Origin of the sequence: Brevibacillus brevis (assembly GCF_022026395.1) — a bacterium.
Classification (GTDB): Bacteria; Bacillota; Bacilli; order Brevibacillales; family Brevibacillaceae; genus Brevibacillus.
Window position 1 is genome coordinate 5,010,816 of the sequence record NZ_CP041767.1, and the last position, 20,636, is coordinate 5,031,451.

The 20,636-nt window shown below is 48.0% G+C and carries 21 protein-coding genes, 1 pseudogene and 1 riboswitch; of the genes and pseudogenes, 8 read left to right on the forward strand and 14 right to left on the reverse strand.

Annotation, left to right across the window (positions count from 1 at the left end; genetic code table 11):
• The first annotated feature begins 157 nt into the window (after nucleotides 1-157).
• A complete protein-coding gene (locus tag FO446_RS23800; protein ID WP_173610000.1) occupies nucleotides 158-2,212 on the forward strand; it encodes a methyl-accepting chemotaxis protein in 2,055 nt (684 codons plus the stop codon).
• A gap of 55 nt (nucleotides 2,213-2,267) precedes the next feature.
• Here FO446_RS23800 and gcvH read toward each other — a convergent pair whose 3' ends face one another.
• From gcvH to FO446_RS23830, 6 genes are all read right to left on the reverse strand, one after another.
• The gene (gene gcvH, locus FO446_RS23805) at nucleotides 2,268-2,648 is read right to left on the reverse strand and encodes a glycine cleavage system protein GcvH (protein WP_047073101.1); all 381 of its coding nucleotides are present in this window, start codon (nucleotides 2,646-2,648) and stop codon (nucleotides 2,268-2,270) included.
• 59 nt (nucleotides 2,649-2,707) lie between these two features.
• Nucleotides 2,708-3,160, reverse strand: a complete 453-nt coding sequence (locus tag FO446_RS23810) for a redoxin domain-containing protein (protein ID WP_173609999.1) — start codon at nucleotides 3,158-3,160, stop codon at nucleotides 2,708-2,710.
• 33 nt (nucleotides 3,161-3,193) lie between these two features.
• Nucleotides 3,194-4,384: an aminotransferase class I/II-fold pyridoxal phosphate-dependent enzyme gene (locus FO446_RS23815; RefSeq protein WP_237899280.1), complete on the reverse strand. Its 1,191-nt coding sequence runs from the start codon at nucleotides 4,382-4,384 to the stop codon at nucleotides 3,194-3,196.
• Nucleotides 4,381-4,746: an arsenate reductase family protein gene (locus FO446_RS23820; RefSeq protein ID WP_221867861.1), complete on the reverse strand. Its 366-nt coding sequence runs from the start codon at nucleotides 4,744-4,746 to the stop codon at nucleotides 4,381-4,383. Before FO446_RS23820 ends, FO446_RS23815 begins: the two co-directional genes overlap by 4 nt.
• A gap of 89 nt (nucleotides 4,747-4,835) precedes the next feature.
• Nucleotides 4,836-5,012: a hypothetical protein gene (locus FO446_RS23825; RefSeq protein WP_237899281.1), complete on the reverse strand. Its 177-nt coding sequence runs from the start codon at nucleotides 5,010-5,012 to the stop codon at nucleotides 4,836-4,838.
• Nucleotides 5,013-5,059: 47 nt separating this feature from the next.
• A complete protein-coding gene (locus tag FO446_RS23830; RefSeq protein WP_232773469.1) occupies nucleotides 5,060-5,872 on the reverse strand; it encodes a DUF2797 domain-containing protein in 813 nt (270 codons plus the stop codon).
• 141 nt (nucleotides 5,873-6,013) lie between these two features.
• Between FO446_RS23830 and FO446_RS23835 the strand changes: the two genes are divergently transcribed.
• A complete protein-coding gene (locus FO446_RS23835; RefSeq protein WP_106785280.1) occupies nucleotides 6,014-6,715 on the forward strand; it encodes a polysaccharide deacetylase family protein in 702 nt (233 codons plus the stop codon).
• A gap of 59 nt (nucleotides 6,716-6,774) precedes the next feature.
• On the opposite strand, the gene FO446_RS23840 is transcribed toward FO446_RS23835, so the two are convergent.
• Nucleotides 6,775-7,503 carry an amino acid ABC transporter ATP-binding protein gene (locus FO446_RS23840; protein WP_217367100.1) on the reverse strand — a complete coding sequence of 243 codons (729 nt, stop codon included), beginning with the start codon at nucleotides 7,501-7,503 and terminating at the stop codon, nucleotides 6,775-6,777.
• Between the two features lie 206 nt (nucleotides 7,504-7,709).
• Between FO446_RS23840 and sppA the strand changes: the two genes are divergently transcribed.
• From sppA to FO446_RS23870, 6 genes and pseudogenes are all read left to right on the forward strand, one after another.
• Nucleotides 7,710-8,675, forward strand: coding sequence for a signal peptide peptidase SppA (gene sppA, locus FO446_RS23845; RefSeq protein WP_173609994.1), 966 nt, complete (start codon nucleotides 7,710-7,712; stop codon nucleotides 8,673-8,675).
• Nucleotides 8,676-8,703: 28 nt separating this feature from the next.
• Entirely contained in the window at nucleotides 8,704-9,195 is a 492-nt protein-coding gene (locus tag FO446_RS23850; RefSeq protein ID WP_173609993.1) for an RDD family protein, read from the forward strand.
• Nucleotides 9,196-9,313: 118 nt separating this feature from the next.
• Nucleotides 9,314-10,324 (forward strand): CAP domain-containing protein, encoded by a 1,011-nt coding sequence (locus FO446_RS23855; RefSeq protein WP_237899285.1) that lies wholly within the window; start codon nucleotides 9,314-9,316, stop codon nucleotides 10,322-10,324.
• 272 nt (nucleotides 10,325-10,596) lie between these two features.
• Nucleotides 10,597-10,830 (forward strand): annotated as a pseudogene (locus FO446_RS23860) (DUF4280 domain-containing protein); the annotation flags it as partial.
• Between the two features lie 121 nt (nucleotides 10,831-10,951).
• Nucleotides 10,952-11,152, forward strand: a complete 201-nt coding sequence (locus FO446_RS23865; RefSeq protein ID WP_232773468.1) for a hypothetical protein — start codon at nucleotides 10,952-10,954, stop codon at nucleotides 11,150-11,152.
• Between the two features lie 15 nt (nucleotides 11,153-11,167).
• A complete protein-coding gene (locus tag FO446_RS23870; RefSeq protein ID WP_221867856.1) occupies nucleotides 11,168-11,677 on the forward strand; it encodes a DNA polymerase III in 510 nt (169 codons plus the stop codon).
• Between the two features lie 228 nt (nucleotides 11,678-11,905).
• Here the strand turns inward: FO446_RS23870 and FO446_RS23875 are convergent, their stop codons facing one another.
• The 7 genes from FO446_RS23875 to mtnK all read right to left on the reverse strand — a co-directional run bounded on the left by FO446_RS23875 (nucleotide 11,906) and on the right by mtnK (nucleotide 20,327).
• On the reverse strand, nucleotides 11,906-12,058 hold the full coding sequence (locus tag FO446_RS23875) for a hypothetical protein (RefSeq protein WP_197245029.1): 153 nt from the start codon (nucleotides 12,056-12,058) through the stop codon (nucleotides 11,906-11,908).
• Nucleotides 12,059-12,190: 132 nt separating this feature from the next.
• Nucleotides 12,191-13,375 carry an MFS transporter gene (locus tag FO446_RS23880; protein ID WP_221867855.1) on the reverse strand — a complete coding sequence of 395 codons (1,185 nt, stop codon included), beginning with the start codon at nucleotides 13,373-13,375 and terminating at the stop codon, nucleotides 12,191-12,193.
• 28 nt (nucleotides 13,376-13,403) lie between these two features.
• Nucleotides 13,404-15,488 carry an ABC transporter ATP-binding protein gene (locus FO446_RS23885; protein WP_173609990.1) on the reverse strand — a complete coding sequence of 695 codons (2,085 nt, stop codon included), beginning with the start codon at nucleotides 15,486-15,488 and terminating at the stop codon, nucleotides 13,404-13,406.
• A gap of 19 nt (nucleotides 15,489-15,507) precedes the next feature.
• The gene (locus tag FO446_RS23890) at nucleotides 15,508-17,250 is read right to left on the reverse strand and encodes an ABC transporter ATP-binding protein (RefSeq protein ID WP_173609989.1); all 1,743 of its coding nucleotides are present in this window, start codon (nucleotides 17,248-17,250) and stop codon (nucleotides 15,508-15,510) included.
• 136 nt (nucleotides 17,251-17,386) lie between these two features.
• Nucleotides 17,387-17,962: a GNAT family N-acetyltransferase gene (locus FO446_RS23895; protein WP_173609988.1), complete on the reverse strand. Its 576-nt coding sequence runs from the start codon at nucleotides 17,960-17,962 to the stop codon at nucleotides 17,387-17,389.
• Nucleotides 17,963-18,060: 98 nt separating this feature from the next.
• A complete protein-coding gene (gene mtnA / locus FO446_RS23900) occupies nucleotides 18,061-19,101 on the reverse strand; it encodes an S-methyl-5-thioribose-1-phosphate isomerase (protein WP_173609987.1) in 1,041 nt (346 codons plus the stop codon).
• The gene (mtnK, locus tag FO446_RS23905; RefSeq protein ID WP_173609986.1) at nucleotides 19,098-20,327 is read right to left on the reverse strand and encodes an S-methyl-5-thioribose kinase; all 1,230 of its coding nucleotides are present in this window, start codon (nucleotides 20,325-20,327) and stop codon (nucleotides 19,098-19,100) included. The genes mtnA and mtnK overlap by 4 nt, the downstream gene beginning before the upstream one ends.
• A 158-nt stretch (nucleotides 20,328-20,485) precedes the next feature.
• Nucleotides 20,486-20,631: riboswitch (SAM riboswitch) on the reverse strand.
• Nucleotides 20,632-20,636: the final 5 nt, after the last annotated feature.

Here is a 20,636-nt window from a genome sequence, read left to right on the forward strand (position 1 = left end):
CATTTTACTCGATTTGCTTAGATTCCCGCAACATTTTCTGACTAGTATGAATACTTTACCTCATTTGCCTAAATCCATCATAAAAGGTAGTCTGAATCTATCCGATAATAAGGAATAATAATCATTTTAGCAAAAATTCAAAAAGGAGAGCGGTTTCATGCTTCGTTTTAAAAGTCTTCGTGCTCGAACACTAACCATTACTCTGCCTGTCATTATCTTGACTCTTTTGCTCGTCGTGGGCATCGGTTTCTGGTTCTCTGTCGACCAACTGAATCGGGAAATTGAAGACAAAATGAACTATCAACTAGATATGGTCGCCAGTAATGTGGAAAAGCAACTGGAAGCCCATAGCAAAGTAACGTTGAGTATGGCTCGCTTTATTGAAATGGGTCCTATTACAAATTCGCTGGAGCAGTTAGATTCCCTGCTGTCCAAAACCGTTCTCATTAATGATACGACGGTTGGAATGGGAATTTTCATGGAACCTTACGCTTTTGACCCAAACAAGAAACTCGTTGCTACCTACGGGGCTAAGAACGACGGCAAGGTTAACATTACAGGTGAATACAGCAGCGATTCTTACAACTATCCCAATCAAGACTGGTACAAGGTCGGTATTTCAACCAAGAAGGAAACCGATTATTCCGAGCCGTACTTTGACGAGGTTTCCAAGGTCTCCATGGTGACGGTAGTCGCCCCTTTTTACACTCCGGATAAAAAGCTTCTGGGTGTGGCCACAGACGATATTACACTCACTGACGTGGAAAAGCTCGTCTCCAGTACAAAAGTAGGCGAAACAGGCTGGGCCTTTTTGGTGGATCAAAAAGGGAGATACCTCGCTCATCCTCAAGCGGACAAACTGATGAATCATTCCGTTCAATCTGACGAGAATGCTTCCTTGGCAGCAATCGGTCCTTCTCTTCTGGAAGAGAAATCAGGGATGAAGACGTTTACCGATGAAAATGGCGCCAATCGTGTTTATTTTCAAGAGCTCGGAGATACAAACTGGACAATCGCTCTCGTGATGCCAGAAAAAGAAATTGCTGATCCACTCTATGACTTGTTCTTTGAGCTTTGTACGGTGAGTCTGATCGGTCTGTTGATCATGATTGCTGTCATTTATTACTTCAGTAAATACTTGACCAAACAAATCGATCGCGCGAACCAGCTGGCGCATGCCCTCTCCAGTGGCGATTTTACCGCTTCCATGGATATTCAGACAGCAGATGAGATGGGGGTTATGGCAAATCGCTTCAACTCCATGACGGCAACCTTGCGCGAAACGCTTGGGCAAGTCAGCTTCAACGCTCAACAGGTTGCTGCTACGTCAGAGCAATTGATGGCCAGTGCGGAACAGACAAGCAAAGCAACAGAGCAGATCGCTCAATCCGTTCAAGAAATTGCCTACGGTACGGAGCAGCAAGTGGATGCAACTGTTCAAGGCTATGAGGTCATCAACGAGATTGCCGTACACATCGAAGCAATGGAAAAAGGCATTGAGGATGTCAATCACTCTACACAAGAAGCGAACCGCCAAGCCACAGATGGCAATCAGATGGCAGCCAAAACGGTCGAGCACATGGATGTGATCCATAGCCAAATGGCCAAGACCTCTACCATTGTCAATACGCTAGGCCAACGCTCCCAAGAAATTGGAGAAATGATCTCACTCATCACGACGATCGCCAATCAAACCAACCTGCTCGCTCTGAACGCCGCTATCGAAGCAGCTCGCGCCGGAGAACAAGGACGAGGCTTTGCCGTTGTAGCTGACGAGGTGCGCAAGCTCGCTGAACAGTCCAGCTCCGCCGCCGAGCAGGTCAGTCACATCGTCACAGTGATTCAGCAGGACACAGGCTCAGCAATTGCGGCAATGAATCATGGCGCTTCGATTTTGGGAGAAGGCATGACTCTCGTTCGCTCAACAGGCAATGCGTTTGAACAAATTACCGACTCCACGTCCGGGTTGCTCGTTCGCATGAATGAAGTGACAACGGAAATGAGCAAGATCAGTCAGCAAATGCAAACGATTGTATCCGCCATTACACATATTACACAAATCGCAGAGCAATCAGCTGGCAACTCTCAAACGGTTGCAGCAGCAGCGGAAGAACAAACCGCTTCCATGGAGGAAATCTCTTCGGCTGCAACGATGCTGGCGAAAATGGCAGAAGAGCTTAATGATGCAGTACGAACATTCAAGTTGGAGTAGCCCGCCCATAAAAATAAGAAAAGCCGGAGCACAAAAGCCCCGGCTTTTTTGTTTCCTATTCTTTTACCATCGCTTCGTATTTGTCTGCATCCATCAGCTTGTCCAGCTCAGCTGTATCAGACAATTCGACGACGATCATCCATGCTTGCTCGTATGGCGAAGAGTTAACCAGTTCAGGTGCATCTTCCAGTTCGCCATTTACTTCTACTACTTTACCAGTTACAGGAGCGTACAGTTCAGAAACGGTTTTTACCGATTCCACGCTGCCAAACGGCTCATCCTGTTGGATTGTCGCGCCTACTTCAGGCAATTCGACAAACACGATGTCACCCAGCTCTGATTGAGCAAAAGAAGTGATTCCGATGTACGCCTTGTTTCCTTCTACTCGCACCCACTCATGCTCTTCACTGTAACGTAGATTTTTCGGGAATTCCATCGTTTACATATCCTCCTATCGGGTACAATCCATTACACATACATAATTAGACGAACATTCTAGGATTCCTCTTCGATCCCCAAAATTCTGAACAAGCGTTTTTTTACCAGTTGGAGACCCTTCTCTCCTGCCTGAAAATGACGTAACTGAAGAGCCTCGTCAAACAAATAAAAAGCGGGGACGTATTCATTCTGGAATGCATCGACTGTCTTTCTATCATTATCGATTGCAATAGGGTGTGTCAAATGTTGTTCTGCAATCGCTTTTTTGATCAGCTCGATATCAGTATCTTTTTCCGAATGAGGCGTATGAATTCCAATGACCTTCAAACCGTTAGCAGCGTATTGGTCTCGCCATTCATTTATGCTTGGCATCGATTCCTTGCACATGTAACAACTGACGGACCAGATATGCACCAAAACAGGACTTCCAGCCAAATCAGCTTTGGTTGTTTGCCCGTTGATCCACTCCGTAATCCCGGAAAAGTCAGGCATTTCTTCGCGCAAACGCATGAAAGCTCATCCCCTCTTTTTTGACTTCAACTGTTACACACTTGTGTTCATGCGGAGAATCCCAGATTGATCGATGGCAGCCACCGCCTCTAACAGAATATCAGGAGGTTGGACGAGAGCAATTCGTACATACCCTTCTCCTTCTTCGCCGAAGGCACTTCCCGGAACGACCACGACACCGGCTTTCTCCAGTAATGCGAAGGCAAACTCTCGTGACGTCCAGCCGTCCGGTACAGCTGCCCAGACGAACATAGTCGCCTTTGGAGATGGAATGCTCCATCCCGCCTTTGCCAATGCCCCCAGCAGCACATCACGTCGTTCCTGGTAAACGGAGGCGACTGTATTTGTCCTACCCGATTCCCGATCATTTCGCAAAGCCTCAATGGCCATTTGCTGCACAGGCAAAAAGACGCCGTAATCGATATTCGATTTTACAATCGCAAGCGGCTTAATGATGTCTGCGTTCCCTACAACGTAAGCGATCCGGCAGCCTGCCATGTTGAAGCTCTTGGAGAACGAATTAAATTCAATTCCCACTTTCTTCGCCCCTGGCACTTGCAAAAAGCTCGGCGCTTGATAGCCGTCAAACACCATTTCCGAATAGGCCAAATCATGAACCACGATAATGTCAAAACGCTTGGCAAAAGCCACAACCTCTTCAAAAAAGGCAAGGGTAGCGACCGCGGAAACCGGATTATTCGGATAGTTCAGAATCATAAACGTTGCACGAGACGCAATCTCCTCTGGAATGTCTGTCAGCTTTGGCAAAAATTCATTTTCTGCCCGCAGAGGCATCCGGTAAGGTACCGCTCCCGCCAAATAAACACTGCCTTCGTAGATCGGATACCCAGGATCGGGTACAAGTACGATATCTCCAGGATCGGTCCATGCCAAAGCAAAGTGAGCCAAACCATCCTGTGACCCCATCAAGGAATGAACCTCCCCATCTGGCGCCAGCTCCACTCCAAAACGATATTGATACCAGCGGGCGACCTCTTCTCGGAAGGCCGCCGTTCCATCGCTCAATGGGTAGCGAAAAGCGCTTGGTTGCTGGATGGCATGGATTAACGTTTGCAGAAGCTTCTCGTCAGGCTGCTGATCAGGACTGCCGATGCTCAAGTCGTATACCGTTTTTGTTTTGGCAACTTCCCTTTTGCGAGCCTCCATCTCTGAAAAAATATCGGCGGAAAGATGGTTCAGTCTCTTGGATGGTTGGCGCATCATGCCTTCCCTCCCCAAGCCTTCTCCAGTTCTTCTTCTTTAAAACCAAGAGTTACGGTACGATCACTTGCGATAAGAGGCCGTTTGATCAGCTTGCCATTGGAAGCCAACAACTCAAGCATTTCATCCTCGGACATCGTAGGCAGCTTGTCCTTCAAGCCCAGCTCGCGGTATTGGACACCACTCACATTGAAAAACTTGCGCAAATCGAGGCCGCTTGTCTGCCAAATTTGGCGCAGCTCTTCTTTGGACGGCGGTGCATCGACAATCGGAATTTCTTCGAAGCCAATATTTTGATCCGTGAGCCATTTTTTTACTTTGCGGCATGTATCACATTTGTTGTAAAGATAGGCTTTCATTGTCATATTCATTTCCTCGCTTTTTCGTTTCTGACAAAAACGACAGCCGTCCCTCTCTTCTGGCTGTCGTCATACGTTTACTCCTCATGTTGAAACTATTCTTCGGTGCGCTCGCTCTTTGTATCATCTTCTTCATTCGTCTGGTCAGGATTTACCTGCCACATTTGCGAAAGCGGCGAGAAGGGCACCCCTAGTTGCTTGGCATTCTGGTCTTCCACAGCCTCAGCCAGTGTCCCGGTTAAAGGCATGGTGTACTCAATGTGCTCATCCATTTGCCCATCCTCCTTCACATGTCCTAGTGTGAGGAGTTTGCAGGTCATTATGCAGACGTTTTAGCTTTAATCTCGACTTGGTATCCAGCGTGCTTTCTCACCTGAAATACACCATTTTCAAAAATCAAATACTGTGCTTTCACACCGATCAATCGTCCGCCGAGCTGTTCTTCTTTATCGAGCGTTTTGGAATTAATTTTATCCAGTGACTCCAAGATCGGATAAGCAATGTCTACCCATTCGTCTTCGCGATATTGGAATGCTTTAAACTGTTCAGGAAAATGACCGTACACTTCGTCCCGCATGGCGAGCAAGTCGATTTCCTTCACATCTCCCTTGAGCATTTTGCGCCAGTTGGTCTTGTCCGGCAAAAACTGACTCAAGTGAAATTCAAGCTCCCCAGCCATTCGACGAGTCGGAACCTCCGCAATCGGAATCGCGCGAATTGCGCCTTGATCTACCCAGCGTCTCAATTCATTATGCTTGCGAGTCAATCCTACCTTTATATCACTCGACACTGCCAGATAGACAAAATGAGGAATCATGCAATATCTCTCGCCAAAGCTCTCGTCCCGGCAAGTCCCCAAGTCAAAATGACATTCATGCGGCTTGACGATGCACAGGTCATTTTCCGGCAGTTTGGTAAAACAGGGATAGCAATACCCGCTGTTAAACGTCTTGTTTGTTTTGCGGCCACAGGCAATGCAGTTTTTTTCGCCTAAAAACGAAATCGTCAATTCACTGCCCAGCCATTCGTTAAGCGGAAGTCGATCGTCACCGATATTCAAATAGTAGTCTACCGGCTTGTCCCTTCCATGGTACTCGTGTGTTAGTCCTTGCAAAATACCGCGGAGTTCCACCAAACTCTCTCCTCTCCTATGTACGGTTCTTCCATTTTAACATAATCGCCACCTACTCTGACCGCTGTTTTCTTTTGGTAGCATGTTTTCCCTGGCAGGAGGTGAACCTAATCACATCCCAGAAGAAGGAGGCGATTGTTCATGCGCAAATGCATACGGTACGCCTTGCTACTCGCCTGCCTTCTTGGCTACGGCACCCTACCTGCTTTTGCCCAGCAAACACTGCCTTCATATGAGCCGATCCACAGAATCGACACAGAGAAAAAGGTCGTCGCTCTCACTTTTGATGATGGGCCAGATGCTATCTATACGCCCAAAATTCTTGAGGTGCTGCATCAGTACAACGTTCGCGCTACGTTTTTTGTCCTTGGCTCCCAAGTGGACAAGCACCCAAAGGTCATGCAGTGGATTTACAAGGCTGGGCATGAAATCGGCAACCACGGCTACCACCATTTTGATCTGAACAAGCTGACCGAGCATGAAGTGTACGAAGAAATCAAGCATGCAGAACGCTCCATTTTGAAGACGACCGGCATTTTGGCGCAATACTACCGTCCTCCCTACGGCATCCTGACACATGACGTCATGAATGCGGTTCAATCCAGTGGCTACGACATCATTCACTGGTCGATTGATCCTCGTGATTGGTCTTTGGCACGCACGGCTAACGTCATTGCCAAAAGCGTCAAGAGTAATGTCTCCTCCGGCGATATCATCCTGTTCCATGATGGGGGCTTAAACCAACGGCAAACAGTCGCTGCACTCCGGGAGCTCATCACGGATTTGCGTTCGCAGGGCTATCGATTTGTCACGGTTAGTCAATTGTTGGATGCAGCAAAATAATACGGCACCAGTGCCTCGTTTTTCATGATACGAAACGAAGCAACTGGTGCCCTTCTTTTTTACGCCAATACCTTGCCCAAGAACGAACGCAAGCGATCGTTGACGTTATTGCCAAATACCTCACTGGGATGACCTTCTGCCATGATGATACCTTGATCCATAAAAATGATTCGGTCGCCCACTTCCTTGGCAAAATTCATTTCGTGCGTCACAATCACCATTGTCATGCCTTCTTTGGCTAAATTTTTGATGACGGCAAGCACCTCTCCCACCAGTTCTGGGTCCAGAGCGGATGTCGGCTCATCAAACAGCATCACCTTTGGATTCATGGCGAGCGCCCTTGCGATTGCCACCCGTTGCATCTGCCCCCCAGAAAGCCGCTCGGGATACACATCGGCCTTGTCCTGAAGCCCTACCTTCTGCAAAAGAGCCAAGCCTTGCTTGCGGGCTTCTTCCTGAGACATCTTCTTTACTTTTACAGGGGCCAGCATGACGTTTTCCAGCACCGTTTTATGCGGAAAGAGATTAAAGCGCTGAAAAACCATCCCGACCTCTTCTCTCACTTTATTGATATCGGTTTTGGGGTCTGACAAATCATGGCCGTTGATGACAATCTTTCCGTTGCTCATGTCCTCCAACTGATTCAAGCAACGTAGAAACGTGCTTTTGCCCGAGCCTGACGGTCCAATGACACAGACTACTTCCTTTTCTGCTACCTGAGTCGTAATGCCCTTTAATACTTTCAGATCGCCGTAGTTCTTCGTCAAATTCGACACCTGTATAATCATTTGTCTGTCCCCCTATTGCGATAAAACAAGCTTGATTGTGATTCTTGCTCTCTATTTTACCGCAATAGTCTAAAAATTGCATGAATTTACTGTTCAGTTGTTGGAAGCCAGCCTTATGTACGATTAGCTCCATCCCATTTTTTCCAGTGCTTGTCGCATGCGTAACTATGCTCCCGGCGGCTCATTCTAAGTGTGAGGTGGTTTTCATGCATCGAAAAAAATGGATCGCTCTTGTAATTGTACTGGCCGTTTTTCTATTAGGGCTTTTGGTGGAAGGGATTTACGGGACTTATACAGATCTCGTCGACCATCCCGGGTTCGCTTGGGAAGAAAATGTGGTATCGGGCTATGGCAACAGCAAAATTGTGCAGCTGTTTGTGAACGGCGTTATTTCGGGGCAACAGAATAGTGCTGGGGTACCTTCGATGACAGAGCTATTAACTGAACAGCTGCGCCGAATTGAAGAGGATGATCTGGTGAAAGGCGTGGTCCTTCGCATTGATAGTCCAGGTGGAGAAGTCGTCGCTACCGATGAATTACACAGACGCTTGTTGCGGCTCAAGCAGGTCCGCAATCTTCCCATCGTCGTCAGCATGGGTTCCACGGCAGCCTCTGGCGGCTATTACTTGGCCACGACAGGCGATGCGATTTTTGCCAATCCCAACACACTGACCGGCAGTCTCGGCGTGATTTTCAATCTGTTTAACTATAGTGAAGCCGCGAACAAGCTTGGTGTGCATCAATACGCAATCAAAAGCGGACGCTTCAAAGACATCGGCAGTCCATCCCGGCCGCTGACGGACCCAGAACGGCAAATTTTCCAAACACTCGTCAACGAAAGCTACAACAATTTCGTCGACGTCATCGTCAAGGGCCGCAACCTCTCCCGTCAACGCGTACTGGAAATCGCTGACGGCCGCGTTTATTCCGGTGAGCAAGCAAAACGCCTGGGACTCATCGATGAATTCGGTGACTTGGAGGAAGCGACACGCTACGCGCTTTCTTTGTCTGGAGAAAAAGAAGCCATGGTCATCCGCTATGCAGACCAGCTCTCCATCAGCAAGCTGTTATTCAGTATGAAGCAGTACTGGTCGAATCCTGATCCGCTTGGTCTCAATCGAATATGGGACCGCCAAAGCTCCCCTCGCCTCCTGTATCAATTCATGCCTTAGCCTGTTATTACGGAAAGGAGTGGTTATCATGAACCAGCTTCCCGACGAAGAAAAAGCACGTGAGCCTGATTCCTTTGAGCCATATTCAGAAGCCCATCCACAACATTTGTATGCTGGCTTCTGGATTCGTGTGGTGGCCTCGCTCCTTGATTCGATGTTCTTGATTGGGGTTAGCTACCTCATTTTCAATCCGTTGCGTCGTGTTTTTGCGGTTCCTTACGCCTCTTTTCCGTTCATAGATTTGTTGGAGATTTTGTTTGATCTCCTCTATATGATCATGCTGACCTGGTGGACCGGACAAACCTTGGGAAAGCTGATCACAGGCATCCGGGTCATCAGTGCCAAGCAGACGCGAGGCAATCTGACAGGCGGACAAGTATTATTACGAGAAGTCATCGGCAAATTCCTCGCTTCGCTCGTATTCGGCCTGGGCTATCTATGGGTTGCATGGCACCCACGTAAGCAAGGCTGGCATGATCTGATCGCCAAAACGTATGTCATCCGGGATCGTCGACCATAACCTCCGCTCCATTGCGGGGGTTTTTATTTTTGCTTCCTTGGTCCCTATTTTTGTAGAAGCTTCCTGCCGATACCATTACCAACAAGGCAGATTCTATCCCAACCGAGGAGGAAGATACATGCGTAAACACAAAGTAACTAGCATCCTCGCCCTGAGCCTTTCGCTGGCTCTGCTCGGCCACGTTGCCCCTGTCCTTCCTGTTTCAGCTGCAACGGCTGCCCCTCAAGCAACAGCCGTTAAAACGAATAATGTCTATAACCTTCAACTAGGAATGAGCACCGCGCAGGTAGAACAAACATTAGGCAAGCCTGCTCGCATTGATCCTAGTCATACGGGTGTGGAATGGTGGATTTACAATCAGGATTTGAACAACTACATTCAAGTCGGCATGCAAAACGGCAAAGTCGTAACATTGTTTACCAATGGCGCCAAGCTGAATCTGAATGGTGTCACGATTGGATCTACTACTAAAGACCTACAAAATAGCTGGGGTGTACCGCAAGAAACGCTGACGATCATCCCGAGTCTGCGTATCCAAAAAAATACCCTTGCTCACCCGACCTATATCCAAAACAATCAGGCGATCACCTTCTCTATCGATCAGCTGGGTGGAAATAAGGTCGCAGGAGTGCGCATCTCTACTCCTGAGCATTTTGCCACCATTGCGATTGGCTTGATGTATCCCATTTCCTATACAAAGTTACCTGAACTGCCGAAACTGGCAGACGTACAAATAAAGCAAGCAGCGCTTGCATACGAGAAACAAAATTTGGACTTGCTCAACGTCGCAAGGCAACGTGCCAAGCTGTCGGTTGTCACTTGGGATGAACAAGTTGCAGCAGTGGCCAGAGCCCACAGCCAAGACATGGCCCAGCATAACTTTTTCAACCATACCTCCCCATCTACGGGTAGTCCGTTTGATCGTTTGAAGAAAGCTGGCATTCGTTACAGCTCAGCTGGTGAAAATATTGCCTACGGACAGCTAGACGGGGTCGAAGCCCACATAAGCTGGATGAACTCCGCAGGTCATCGTCAAAACTTGCTCTCTCCAAAATTCAAGCAGCTCGGTGTCGGTATCGTTATGAAAGACGGCCGCCCGTATTTCACGCAAAATTTTGTTACTCGCTAAGTTTTGGGTAACTGATACAAAAGACGACCCTGTCCTCAAATTTTGGGGAATAGGGTCGTCTTTTCTCTGTTCCATCTAATATTTCTATCCAAGCACCTATAGATGTACGGTACATTCGAGACTTTCTATCTATTGTTTGTCACCACTACACATCCGATATCTCAATATATGGGCATTATTCCCTTTATTTATATAGATTGGATATCAGTCATCATCTTTCAACACAAGCATCTTCCATCTGTATAGGAATCTGCCTGAGAGGAGGAGACTGCATGCCCAATATTGAAGATGTCACCGTCCAGAAGTCGAATGCGGAACGAAAGAGTTACGTGGTTGTTGGTGCCATTCTATCATGTAGCAACGGCAGTAAGGTAAGTCGGTTAAAAATGCCATTCAGTCATGGTGTTTTTGTAAAAGGGAAACCCCAAATGAACATCATGGATTTTGTCCCCAATGTAAACATCATGCCTTTTGGTAAATGCAGTAGCTTGAAAAATCCCGTAGTCGCTTGGGAGCGATCCAAATAATTTTGTAAATGAGCATGCGAAAAAACATATGTACGATCCTAGTAAACCTTCATCCCAGTATGGTCAGGATGTTGATGTAAAAGAATTGAGAAGGGAAACCATGACCAATCCAGATAAAGCTTATACAAATTGGCCCAATCCTAATAATCCAAATCCAAATAAAATAACGAAATATTATAAGGAATTTGACGGGAATATAAGCACAACTGACACACCGACAGGAAGTCACAGGGTCTTCGAAAATTTAGATAATCCGAAAAACAGTTCCCACTTTCCGCATGTTCCTAGAAATAAAGAATAGAAAGCAGGTACACAAATGACTATGTTTCTATATCATGCAATATTGCCTGAAGATCATGATCATCATGTTTCAATCGAAGAAATTATGAGTCGAGGGATAAACTATTCAACAAAATCTAATAACTGGTATGGAAATGGTGGGGAGATTAAGTCACAGATAGCTGATAAGTTAAAACCTCTTAATGCACCTATCTGGGTGAACTTTCAGACAGCTATAGGAGTAAACTTAGAGCCTCACAAGCCGAAATCGTTTTACTTTCCTGTCTTTACTGAAAAAATTTTAGTTTTTGATGGGAATATTACAATGAATATATATGACCAATCTTTCTATGAAGATAATAAATTCACCTTTGAAGAGGCGTTGGATTTTGATACTGGTGAATCTCTTGAGCATTGGATCAATTTGTATTGGAATAGTATGATGACACTAGAAGAGTACTTGTTAAAAAAACCTTACCTAAAACCAGAAGTATTGGTTTTTGAGTCAATACCTAAAGAGATCATAGGTGTATGTGAAAATTCGTAAATATGTACATATGTCGATTTAACCTCTCAAAATTTCAGAAATACTTCCTTATTCTTCTCGCTTTGTCACCTGCATGCCCTTCAAATCTATAGGAGTCTTGGAAAAGATATCAAATAAGCACAATCGCATTTTTTCTAAAGGAAAAAAGGTACAGTCTCCTCATCTTTTGTGAGTGACTGTACCTTTCTCAGATCAACCGGTCTTTTTTTGTAGCCTCTTTGTCAGTTGCTATGGCTGCGAAGTTGCATTTGTAGTAGCAGGTGCAGGTGCAGACGGTTTCGGAGCCTGATCGTCATCTGAGAAAAACGGGATGATTACCAGACTAAGCACGAAAAATAAAATCCAGGCAATGCCTCTTCTGAAAATGCAAGGTGTCAGCATCGGGTAACCCCTTCCAATCATGCTGTTCTACTTACTATTCATACGCTTCCCTCCTTGGTGCCCGTTTATGCTTTTTTGGGCAAAAAATAAAAGCCTCGCCAAAAACTTGGCGAAGCTTATCCCTCATGGTTCTTACCCCTGTTTTTGCAACGGCATTGAATACGTCTGTTCCTGGGTTGCTTTTTGCTTGAAAAACAGGCAAGCTGCCGCGAAAACAATGAGCAGCGATCCCATCAGCCAAAAGATCGTCCACGGCTCCCACACGTCCATCAGCAGGCCATTCACATTCGGAGCCAAAATACTGGCGACACCAAAATTGACGCCCGCGATGATTCCTGCGGTAGGAACCATCGATGCTGGTAAAATATCTGCCGAAAAAGCCAAGCCCAGCGAGTAAAAGGAACCGACAGCCGCTCCTGCTATGGCCAACAACAGCATCATCAGCCATACGTTTTCACCTGCAAACGGGAACAGGAAGAAGGCCAATCCTCCTACAAGCGCACACACGAGCATGACCTGCTTGCGTCCTACACGGTCACTCAATGCCCCCAATGGCATCTGCAAGATAATGCTTCCCACGACAAACGACGGAAGGATCAAGGAAACCCATTCAACGGACAAGCCGGTACGCAACGCGTAAACAGGAAAACTGCCGTTGAGTGACGTTTCCATGAATCCGTACAAAAACGAAGGAATCAGCGCCAGCCAGGCAAGTCGCAAGACAAACGCATATTTGTTTTGCTTCTTTTCCGTTTGTTCGATCTGTGCCGGGAATTCATTTTTGATCCGGGATAATAATAAGAAGGCAATCAGATACAGAACGAGCAGACCGCCAAAAGGTACCCAAATCCCCAAATGCAGCACGCTTAAGCCTAGTGGACCAACACTAAAGCCCACGCCATATGCCAACCCGTAAATGGAAAGATCACGTCCACGATTCTCCGGAGCTGCGATCTTGGTCACCCACATTTGGCTGGCATAATGTAAACCACTATCGCCCACACCCATCAGTAAACGCAATACGAACCAGACCGCCAAATGACTGAACAGTGGGATGAGCGCTGTTGCGATTGTCACTAACAGCAATCCCCATAATATCGTGGCCCGGTATCCAATGCGCCGCAGTGGGATTTCCAAAAATGGATTGACCATGACCATCCCAATATACAAGGCAGCGGCGTTGAGTCCGTTCATCACGGATGAAACACCTTGTTTTTCCAATAAAACCGTCAGCATCGGGATCGTCAAGCCTTGGCTCACCCCCGCAATACCGACAACCAAAATCAACACCCAAAAGGTGTAACGTGACTGTGACATGGTGTTGTTTCTCCTCCCCAGCCCCCTACTAAGCACTCTCTACGGAAGCACTCCCCTGCTGAAGCTGATACATTTTTTGATAAAGACCATTTTGCGCCATGAGTTCATCATGGGTACCTCGTTCCATGATTTCTCCACGGGACAAGACAAGAATCTGGTCGGCGTGCTGAATCGTCGACAATCGATGTGCAATGATGAATGTCGTCCTACCTTTTGATAGTACATGCAACGCTTCCTGAATGGCTAGCTCGGTTTCACTGTCAATGCTTGCCGTTGCTTCATCCAAGATCAACATCGCGGGATCAGCAGCCAATGCACGTGCAAAAGAGATCAATTGGCGTTGACCGGCAGATAGTGTCATGCCTCGCTCGACGACTGGCTCGTCATAACCGCCCGGCAGCTTGGAAATGAATTCATCAGCACGGACGGCTTTTGCAGCCCGCTTCACTTCTTCATCCGTAATCGTATCCTTGTACATACGAATATTGAATCCAATGCTTCCCGTAAACAAGAACGGGTCCTGCAAAACGAGACCGACATGACTGCGCAATGAGTGCGTATCAATCTGTCTCATATCTTGTCCGTCGATCAAAATGCTCCCTTTCGTCACCGGATAGAACCCGAGCAGCAAATTCATCAAAGAGCTTTTTCCCGATCCGGTGTGCCCTACCAGCGCAATCGTTTGACCAGGCTGAGCCGTAAAGGAGACGTTTTTCAAGATATAATCGTCACCCTGATAGGCAAAAGAAACGTTATCAAAGACAACCTCTCCACGCGGGCGCTCGATTTGTGCACCCGTTTCTTTCTTCTCTGGCATCTCATCCATAATCTCGAAGACACGTCCCGCCGAAATAGTCGCCTGCTGCATTTGCGACAACCGATTCATGATCATGTTGATTGGTTCGAAAAAACGTCCCATGTAATCGACAAAAGCAAAAAGCGCCCCGAAGGAAATCGCGCTATGGAAGGAAGTTGAGCCGTAATACCAGACGATCAGGGTCAAGGAAACTTTCCAGATCAAATCCACCGCTGGGCGCAAAAGCAAGGATTCGAGGTTGATTTCTTTCATCCGCACCTTGAAGTAGCCTTCGTTTACATCAGCAAACTCCTTTTGTACACCTTTCTCCCGACGAAAAGCCTGCACGATCGTCATGTTTTGGATCATTTCATTGATCGTAGTGTTCATATCACCGAGCTTCGCGCGAATCACGGCATAGTAGCGAGAGCTGTACCTTTGATACACGTAGACTAACAGGACGAGCACTGGCACCGTCAAAAAGCAGAAGAGGGCGAGCTCAGGCTGCAAAAGGTAGAGCGCGATCAAGATTCCAATCAAGTAAAGACCGTTCTGTACAAATGTGGCGAGCACACTTACATACAGCTCACGGATGGCTTCTGTATCATTGCTCACACGGGAGACAAGCGCACCTACTGGCGTTTTGTCAAAAAAGGCAACCGGGAGCTTTTGCAAATGGATAAACAGCTTCATCCGCATTTGCTGAATGATGCGCTGGGCGATCTTTTGCAGCCACAAAATCTGGACGTAGTTGAAACCAGCTGAGAGCAAGATCAATGCTCCATAACCTACGGACAGCCAAACAATGGGCAAGACATCCCCCTGATACATCTCCTTGACTTCCTCTGCGGTCAGCCGAATGCCTGTGGAGGTCATCTTTTGACCTGATTGATCCTTCGTTGTTACCTCGAAGCGTTCCCTGCCGTTTTCTGGCGTAATCGGGGTGAATTGCTTCTCCGTGTTTGGATTCACTTTGCCGGACACCAGGTAATAGGTCGTGCCCTCAGTCAGTACCGTTACTTCTTTTTGATTGATCCTGTCCAAAGCAAGACCCGTCTTTGCTGCGACATCTTCACGAATATAGTTCGTACCGTTCAATGAGGCGACTTGCCCCGCTGCTTGTGGTGGCACTTCGTCCAGTTGATACCAAGGTTTTTGGATCGCCAGAATGTGATTATCAATCATGACCTTGGCTAAAAAAGGACCCGCCAGCTCTGCACTCGTCCCCAGCAAGAGCAGGAACAGCGCGCCCAGTATTTGCTTTTGAAATGGCCTGGCGTACTCGGTCAAACGCCCCCATACATTTTCTTTGCTCATGAAACGCTTTCCCCCTCTCTCAACCAGCCACATCCTGTTCCATTTGCTGACGACGGTACTGCTCTGCATACCAGCCGTTGCGTTGCATCAGCTCATCATGTGTCCCCCGCTCGACGATCTGCCCCTCATCCAGCACGAGAATCAGTTGAGCGTGCTGTACCGCAGACAGACGATGGGCCGTAATAATGGTCGTTTTATCCGCGCGCTCCTGTCGCAAATGACGAAGGATGCTTTCCTCCGTCCGCGCGTCCACAGCCGATAAAGAATCGTCGAGAATCAGAATACCCGCATCCATCAAAAGCGCGCGTGCAATGGAAATGCGCTGTTTTTGTCCCCCGGAGAGGGTGACCCCCTTCTCTCCAACCATGGTTTGCAATCCATCTCTGAATTGCTCCAGATCTCTCTTCATCTCCGCAAGCTCCAACGCATGCATCACTTCCTCGGTCGTCGCTTGTGGTTTTCCGAATGTAACATTTTCTGCAATCGTCCGTGAGAACAGCAAATGCTCCTGAGGCACGTAGCCGATTTTTTCCCGCAGCGTATCAAAAGCAAGTTCTTCAATCGGGATGCCCCCGATAAACAGGGCATGTTCCTTCATCTGATATTGATGCAATAAGGCACGGCACAACGTCGACTTGCCGCTCCCTGTCCGTCCGACAATCCCAAGCGTCTCTCCTTCACCCAAACGAAACGAGATGTCGGTGAGTGCCGGCTTGTCAGTGCCCGGATACGTAAAGGAAAAATGGCGTGCTTCCACGGTATTGGCTATTTGACTCGTGACCGGATTCGCTGCCTCTGTCACATCTGGCTGCTCCACCATTAGCTCTGTAAAACGCTTATGGGATGCGCCACCGCGCTGCAACACATTGACCAGCCAACCAAAGGCGAACATCGGCCAAATTAAAAGTCCCAAGTATAAATTGAACGCAACCAAATCCCCTAAGGAAATGGCGCTGGTGAACACCAAATACGTCCCATAGCCTAGCCCGATCAAAAAGCTGAAGCCAATAATAATCGCGATCGTCGGCTCGAACAGGGCGTCGATCCGCGAAACGCTCACATTTCGCTCCAACGTTTTCTCACTAACCCGGCGATATGCCTCGATATCGGCCTTTTCCTGAACAAATGCTCTCAATACCCGAACGCCAGATACGGATTGTTGAACATGATCATTCATCTCTCCGAAGGCTTCCTGCGCCAAGTAAAAACGCTCATGCAGCAGTCTTCCATAGTACGCCGTTGACCAAGCCAAAAACGGCATCGGGATCAGTGCAGCCAGCGTCAGCTTCCAATCAATTGCTGTTACCATGACGCCTAGTGTTAACAAGGTCATGAACAACGCATCGACAAGCGTAAGCACCCCTGTACTCGCCGTTTGTTCGATGGCAGGAATGTCGTTGGTGGCGACAGCCATCAGATCACCACTGCGTTTGCGATGAAAAAACGACGGGGTCATTCTGGTCAAATGGGCAAAAAGTCGCTCGCGCAACGTCCTCTCGAGAATTAAAGCTCCTCCATTTAACAAATACCGCCAGAGAAACCGCAATCCATACAAGCTAACACCCAATACGAGCAAGATGACCACTGTTTGCGTCAAATCAGCGTCCGTCAGGGAACTGTTGCGAATCGAATCCACCGTGTCCCCGATTAATTTCGGCGGCCAAAGCATGAGGACGTCGATGATAAACAGCACAGCGATTCCAATGACGTACCGTTTCCAATAGGCGCGGAAAAACCAAGATAATTGCCGAAGTGTCTGCATGTATTTCACCTCTATTTTTTTCAAGCCTAACAGCACGACTAAAAAAGGGCTTGCGAATCACACGCAGCCCTCTTGATCTGTCTTCACCATCGTAATTTACAGAATTTTCATTGTCAATCGAAGCATACAGTTCAATCTAAGATTTTTTATCGGCTTTCCAGTCAAGCCATTCCTCTTTTAGCAAGCTGTAAGTAGCATGATCCACGTAATGATCGTACAGGAATTCATTCCGGCGCAGTATCCCTTCCAGTTGAAAGCCTAATCGCTCCGGGATCGATCTGCTCTTATAGTTTTCTGTAGCAGCCTGAATCGTTACTTTTTCCAAATCCCATGACCCGAAGATTAATACGTCCAAGTAGGTCGCCACTGCTTCTGTCATCAGACCCTTGCCCTGAAATTGCGCACCCAGCCAATAGCCAATGGACGTCTTTTTGTTGATCCAATCTATCGTATGTACGCCGACTGTGCCAGCCAGACGTCCTTGGTACCAAATGCCATAGTTGATGCCGCGATTATCGTTGTACTGATGGATCGTCGCTTGGATGAATTGACGAGAATCCTCTACCTTCTTCGTATAATTCAGCCACGGCAGCCATTCCATAAGACTTTCCCGGTTCGAATCCGTAAGCAAAAATAACTCCTCAGCATCAGCTAATTCTAATTGTTTCAAGTACGTATCTTCATTGATGGCTATCCGTTGAATCGTTTGCATACGAATCTCCCCTTTTCTTGGATATTTTACTGGAAAACACCAAAATGAGCAAAAAGCGCCCGCCAGCAACAAAAGGCGAACGCTTATAAAAAGTTCTTTTATTTTTTGCTATTGCCGATCTCTTCCGGCTTGAAAATGCCTGTCTCCGTGACGATCGCTGTAATGTACTTCGCAGGCGTTACATCGAACGCAGGATTGTACACTTTGATATCGTCTGGAGCTACCTGTTTGCCCAAGCCATGGGTAATTTCCTCGGCTGGACGTTCTTCAATCGGAATATCTGCGCCTGTCGGTGTCTCCAGATCGACGGAGGACAAGGGAGCTGCCACGTAAAAAGGAATGCCGTGAGCTTTTGCCAATACCGCAACCCCATACGTACCGATTTTATTGGCGACATCTCCGTTCGCTGCTACGCGGTCTGTACCCACGATGACAGCCTCTACTTTCCCTTGGGACATCACCATCGCCGCCATGTTGTCGCAGATCAGCGTCACATCAATCCCTGCTTGCTGCAATTCGAATGCAGTAAGACGAGCGCCTTGCAGGACAGGACGAGTTTCGTCCGCGTACACCTTTAAGTTCCAGCCGCGTTCCTTTGCCAAATAAAAGGGAGCGGTAGCCGTACCGTACGCTGCCGTAGCCAATGCTCCTGGATTACAGTGCGTGAGAATTCCCATACCGTCATGCAACAGAGTCAGCAAATGCTCTCCGATGGTCCGGCATACTTCAGCGTCTTCCTTTTGAATCGCCAGTGCTTCATCGAGCACGGACGCCTTCAACTCGGCAATCGACGCACCGCTTTCTTTTTCAACACGAGCCTTGATGCGATCCAACGCCCAGAACAGATTCACGGCTGTCGGACGGGAAGAGCCCAAGTAGTCTGCCTGCTGGTTCAGTTCCTGCCAAAACTCGTCGTAGTTACTCGCTTCACTGCCACGAATGCCCAGGTAGAGCCCGTAAGCCGCCGCCATGCCAATCGCTGGTGCGCCACGGACTTCCAAGCGTCGGATGGAACCCCATACTTGCTCGGAGGTGGTCAAGTTCAAATAGATCGTTTCTACTGGCAGACGCGTCTGGTCAAGCAAGACCAATGCGTCATTCTCCCACTTAACAGGTGCCAATTGGGTGCTGGTTGTCATACTGTTGTAGCCTCCTGATAGTAACGTTCGGTCACAGTGCGTACGATGTCCGTGATATCTGTCGATTCGTCGATGCCGCCGCGACCGAGAATCAACGCTTCTCCTATCGAGAGCGCCAGACGTTCTGCTTCTGCGCGAGTCTGGTCGTCTTCAATGGCATTCAGGTCTGCTACGCCTGCCAAACCGATGACACGGCGCAAGATTTTGCAGCCGGCATAGCCTGCTGTATCCTGAATCAAGCGCTTCACGTAGCTTTGCCACAGCCCTTCGACATGGGCGCTGCGCTCTTTGGCGTGCTTGTGCCAGAGTTGAACGAATTGCGAAACGAATTCATTCCAGACATCCTCGACCGTTTCCAGTAAGTATTCGCGGTACGCTTCCCGTTCTCCTTGATCTTTTTGCAAACCGTGCTGGCCTGCGTAGTTGAGCAGCAGATTGGCAATGACCGCCCCGATGTCAAAACCGATTGGGCCGTAGTAAGCAAACTCTGGATCGATTGCTTTCAAGCTGTTTTCCGTGATGAAAATACTTCCGGTATGCAAGTCGCCATGCAGCAGCGCTTCCGAGCGCGTAAGGAAATCGTATTTCAGCTTGGCGATTTCCAGCTTCAGCGGCCGGTTGTTCCAGATCGCCTCGACTTCTCGGCGAATCAACGGATTGAAATCGTTGGTAGGCGCATTTTCATATGGATCGGTAAAGACGAGATCTTCTGTGATTTTGCATAATTCTGGATTTATGAATGTTCCGACTAGCGCTTTTTTATCGTACGGATGCGCGCCCAGATCGGATGTGAAGAACAAGGTTTGCGCGAGAAAACGGCCAATTTGCTTCGCGAATAGCGGGTACCGCTTTCCTTCGATCAAACCTTTGCGCATGATGATGTGGTCCCCGACGTTTTCCATGACAGTCAACGCAAGCTCCCCGTCGAAATGATACACCTGCGGCACCAGGTCTGGAACGTATTTGTGCTGAATGCGGAGTGCCTCGCTCTCGATGCGAGCCCGATCAATCGTAAGCGGCCAAGATTCTCCCACGACGCGGGCAAAAGGCAGTGCTTGCTTGACAATGACGCTCTTACCGGTTGCCGGCTCCAGAATGTCAAAAACCAGATTGAGGTTACCATCCCCGATTTCACGGCTGGTCAGCTCTGCTCCTTCGCTAAAAAGATCCGGTATTCCTTTTACGTACTCCACTGCTTCCTGTTCAGTCAATGCGCGATATGCCATGATTCCAAAACTCCCCTCTACGTATTTTTCCTCTATCTCTACTTGTTTTGTTTGTGTCCCGAGAGTATTAATTTTAAAATTCTTATCGACGAAAAAAGACCTCTTTTCCCGAAGAAAAGAGGTCGCCGTCGTCACGTGTAAGAACCGTGTTGATGTCCCCCTTATCTTCCAGACCACTTTTGTTTCTGCAGGAATTAGCACCGTGCATGTCGCCTGTCAATCAGTCGCTTCCTCGCGTCTGAATGGCGTCATGTCGGTTGCCGGGTATCATCGGGCCAGTCCCTCCACCTTCTCTGGATAAGGTATCCA

What these genes read in the sequence shown, in the direction of transcription:
- FO446_RS23800 (WP_173610000.1), top strand. Translation starts at nt 158, where the DNA reads ATGCTTCGTTTTAAAAGTCTTCGTGCTCGAACACTAACCATTACTCTG.
- gcvH (WP_047073101.1), bottom strand. Translation starts at nt 2,648, where the DNA reads ATGGAATTCCCGAAAAATCTACGTTACAGTGAAGAGCATGAGTGGGTG.
- FO446_RS23810 (WP_173609999.1), bottom strand. Translation starts at nt 3,160, where the DNA reads ATGCGTTTGCGCGAAGAAATGCCTGACTTTTCCGGGATTACGGAGTGG.
- FO446_RS23815 (WP_237899280.1), bottom strand. Translation starts at nt 4,384, where the DNA reads ATGATGCGCCAACCATCCAAGAGACTGAACCATCTTTCCGCCGATATT.
- FO446_RS23820 (WP_221867861.1), bottom strand. Translation starts at nt 4,746, where the DNA reads ATGACAATGAAAGCCTATCTTTACAACAAATGTGATACATGCCGCAAA.
- FO446_RS23825 (WP_237899281.1), bottom strand. Translation starts at nt 5,012, where the DNA reads ATGGATGAGCACATTGAGTACACCATGCCTTTAACCGGGACACTGGCT.
- FO446_RS23835 (WP_106785280.1), top strand. Translation starts at nt 6,014, where the DNA reads ATGCGCAAATGCATACGGTACGCCTTGCTACTCGCCTGCCTTCTTGGC.
- FO446_RS23840 (WP_217367100.1), bottom strand. Translation starts at nt 7,503, where the DNA reads ATGATTATACAGGTGTCGAATTTGACGAAGAACTACGGCGATCTGAAA.
- sppA (WP_173609994.1), top strand. Translation starts at nt 7,710, where the DNA reads ATGCATCGAAAAAAATGGATCGCTCTTGTAATTGTACTGGCCGTTTTT.
- FO446_RS23850 (WP_173609993.1), top strand. Translation starts at nt 8,704, where the DNA reads ATGAACCAGCTTCCCGACGAAGAAAAAGCACGTGAGCCTGATTCCTTT.
- FO446_RS23855 (WP_237899285.1), top strand. Translation starts at nt 9,314, where the DNA reads ATGCGTAAACACAAAGTAACTAGCATCCTCGCCCTGAGCCTTTCGCTG.
- FO446_RS23865 (WP_232773468.1), top strand. Translation starts at nt 10,952, where the DNA reads ATGACCAATCCAGATAAAGCTTATACAAATTGGCCCAATCCTAATAAT.
- FO446_RS23870 (WP_221867856.1), top strand. Translation starts at nt 11,168, where the DNA reads ATGACTATGTTTCTATATCATGCAATATTGCCTGAAGATCATGATCAT.
- FO446_RS23875 (WP_197245029.1), bottom strand. Translation starts at nt 12,058, where the DNA reads ATGCTGACACCTTGCATTTTCAGAAGAGGCATTGCCTGGATTTTATTT.
- FO446_RS23880 (WP_221867855.1), bottom strand. Translation starts at nt 13,375, where the DNA reads ATGTCACAGTCACGTTACACCTTTTGGGTGTTGATTTTGGTTGTCGGT.
- FO446_RS23885 (WP_173609990.1), bottom strand. Translation starts at nt 15,488, where the DNA reads ATGAGCAAAGAAAATGTATGGGGGCGTTTGACCGAGTACGCCAGGCCA.
- FO446_RS23890 (WP_173609989.1), bottom strand. Translation starts at nt 17,250, where the DNA reads ATGCAGACACTTCGGCAATTATCTTGGTTTTTCCGCGCCTATTGGAAA.
- FO446_RS23895 (WP_173609988.1), bottom strand. Translation starts at nt 17,962, where the DNA reads ATGCAAACGATTCAACGGATAGCCATCAATGAAGATACGTACTTGAAA.
- mtnA (WP_173609987.1), bottom strand. Translation starts at nt 19,101, where the DNA reads ATGACAACCAGCACCCAATTGGCACCTGTTAAGTGGGAGAATGACGCA.
- mtnK (WP_173609986.1), bottom strand. Translation starts at nt 20,327, where the DNA reads ATGGCATATCGCGCATTGACTGAACAGGAAGCAGTGGAGTACGTAAAA.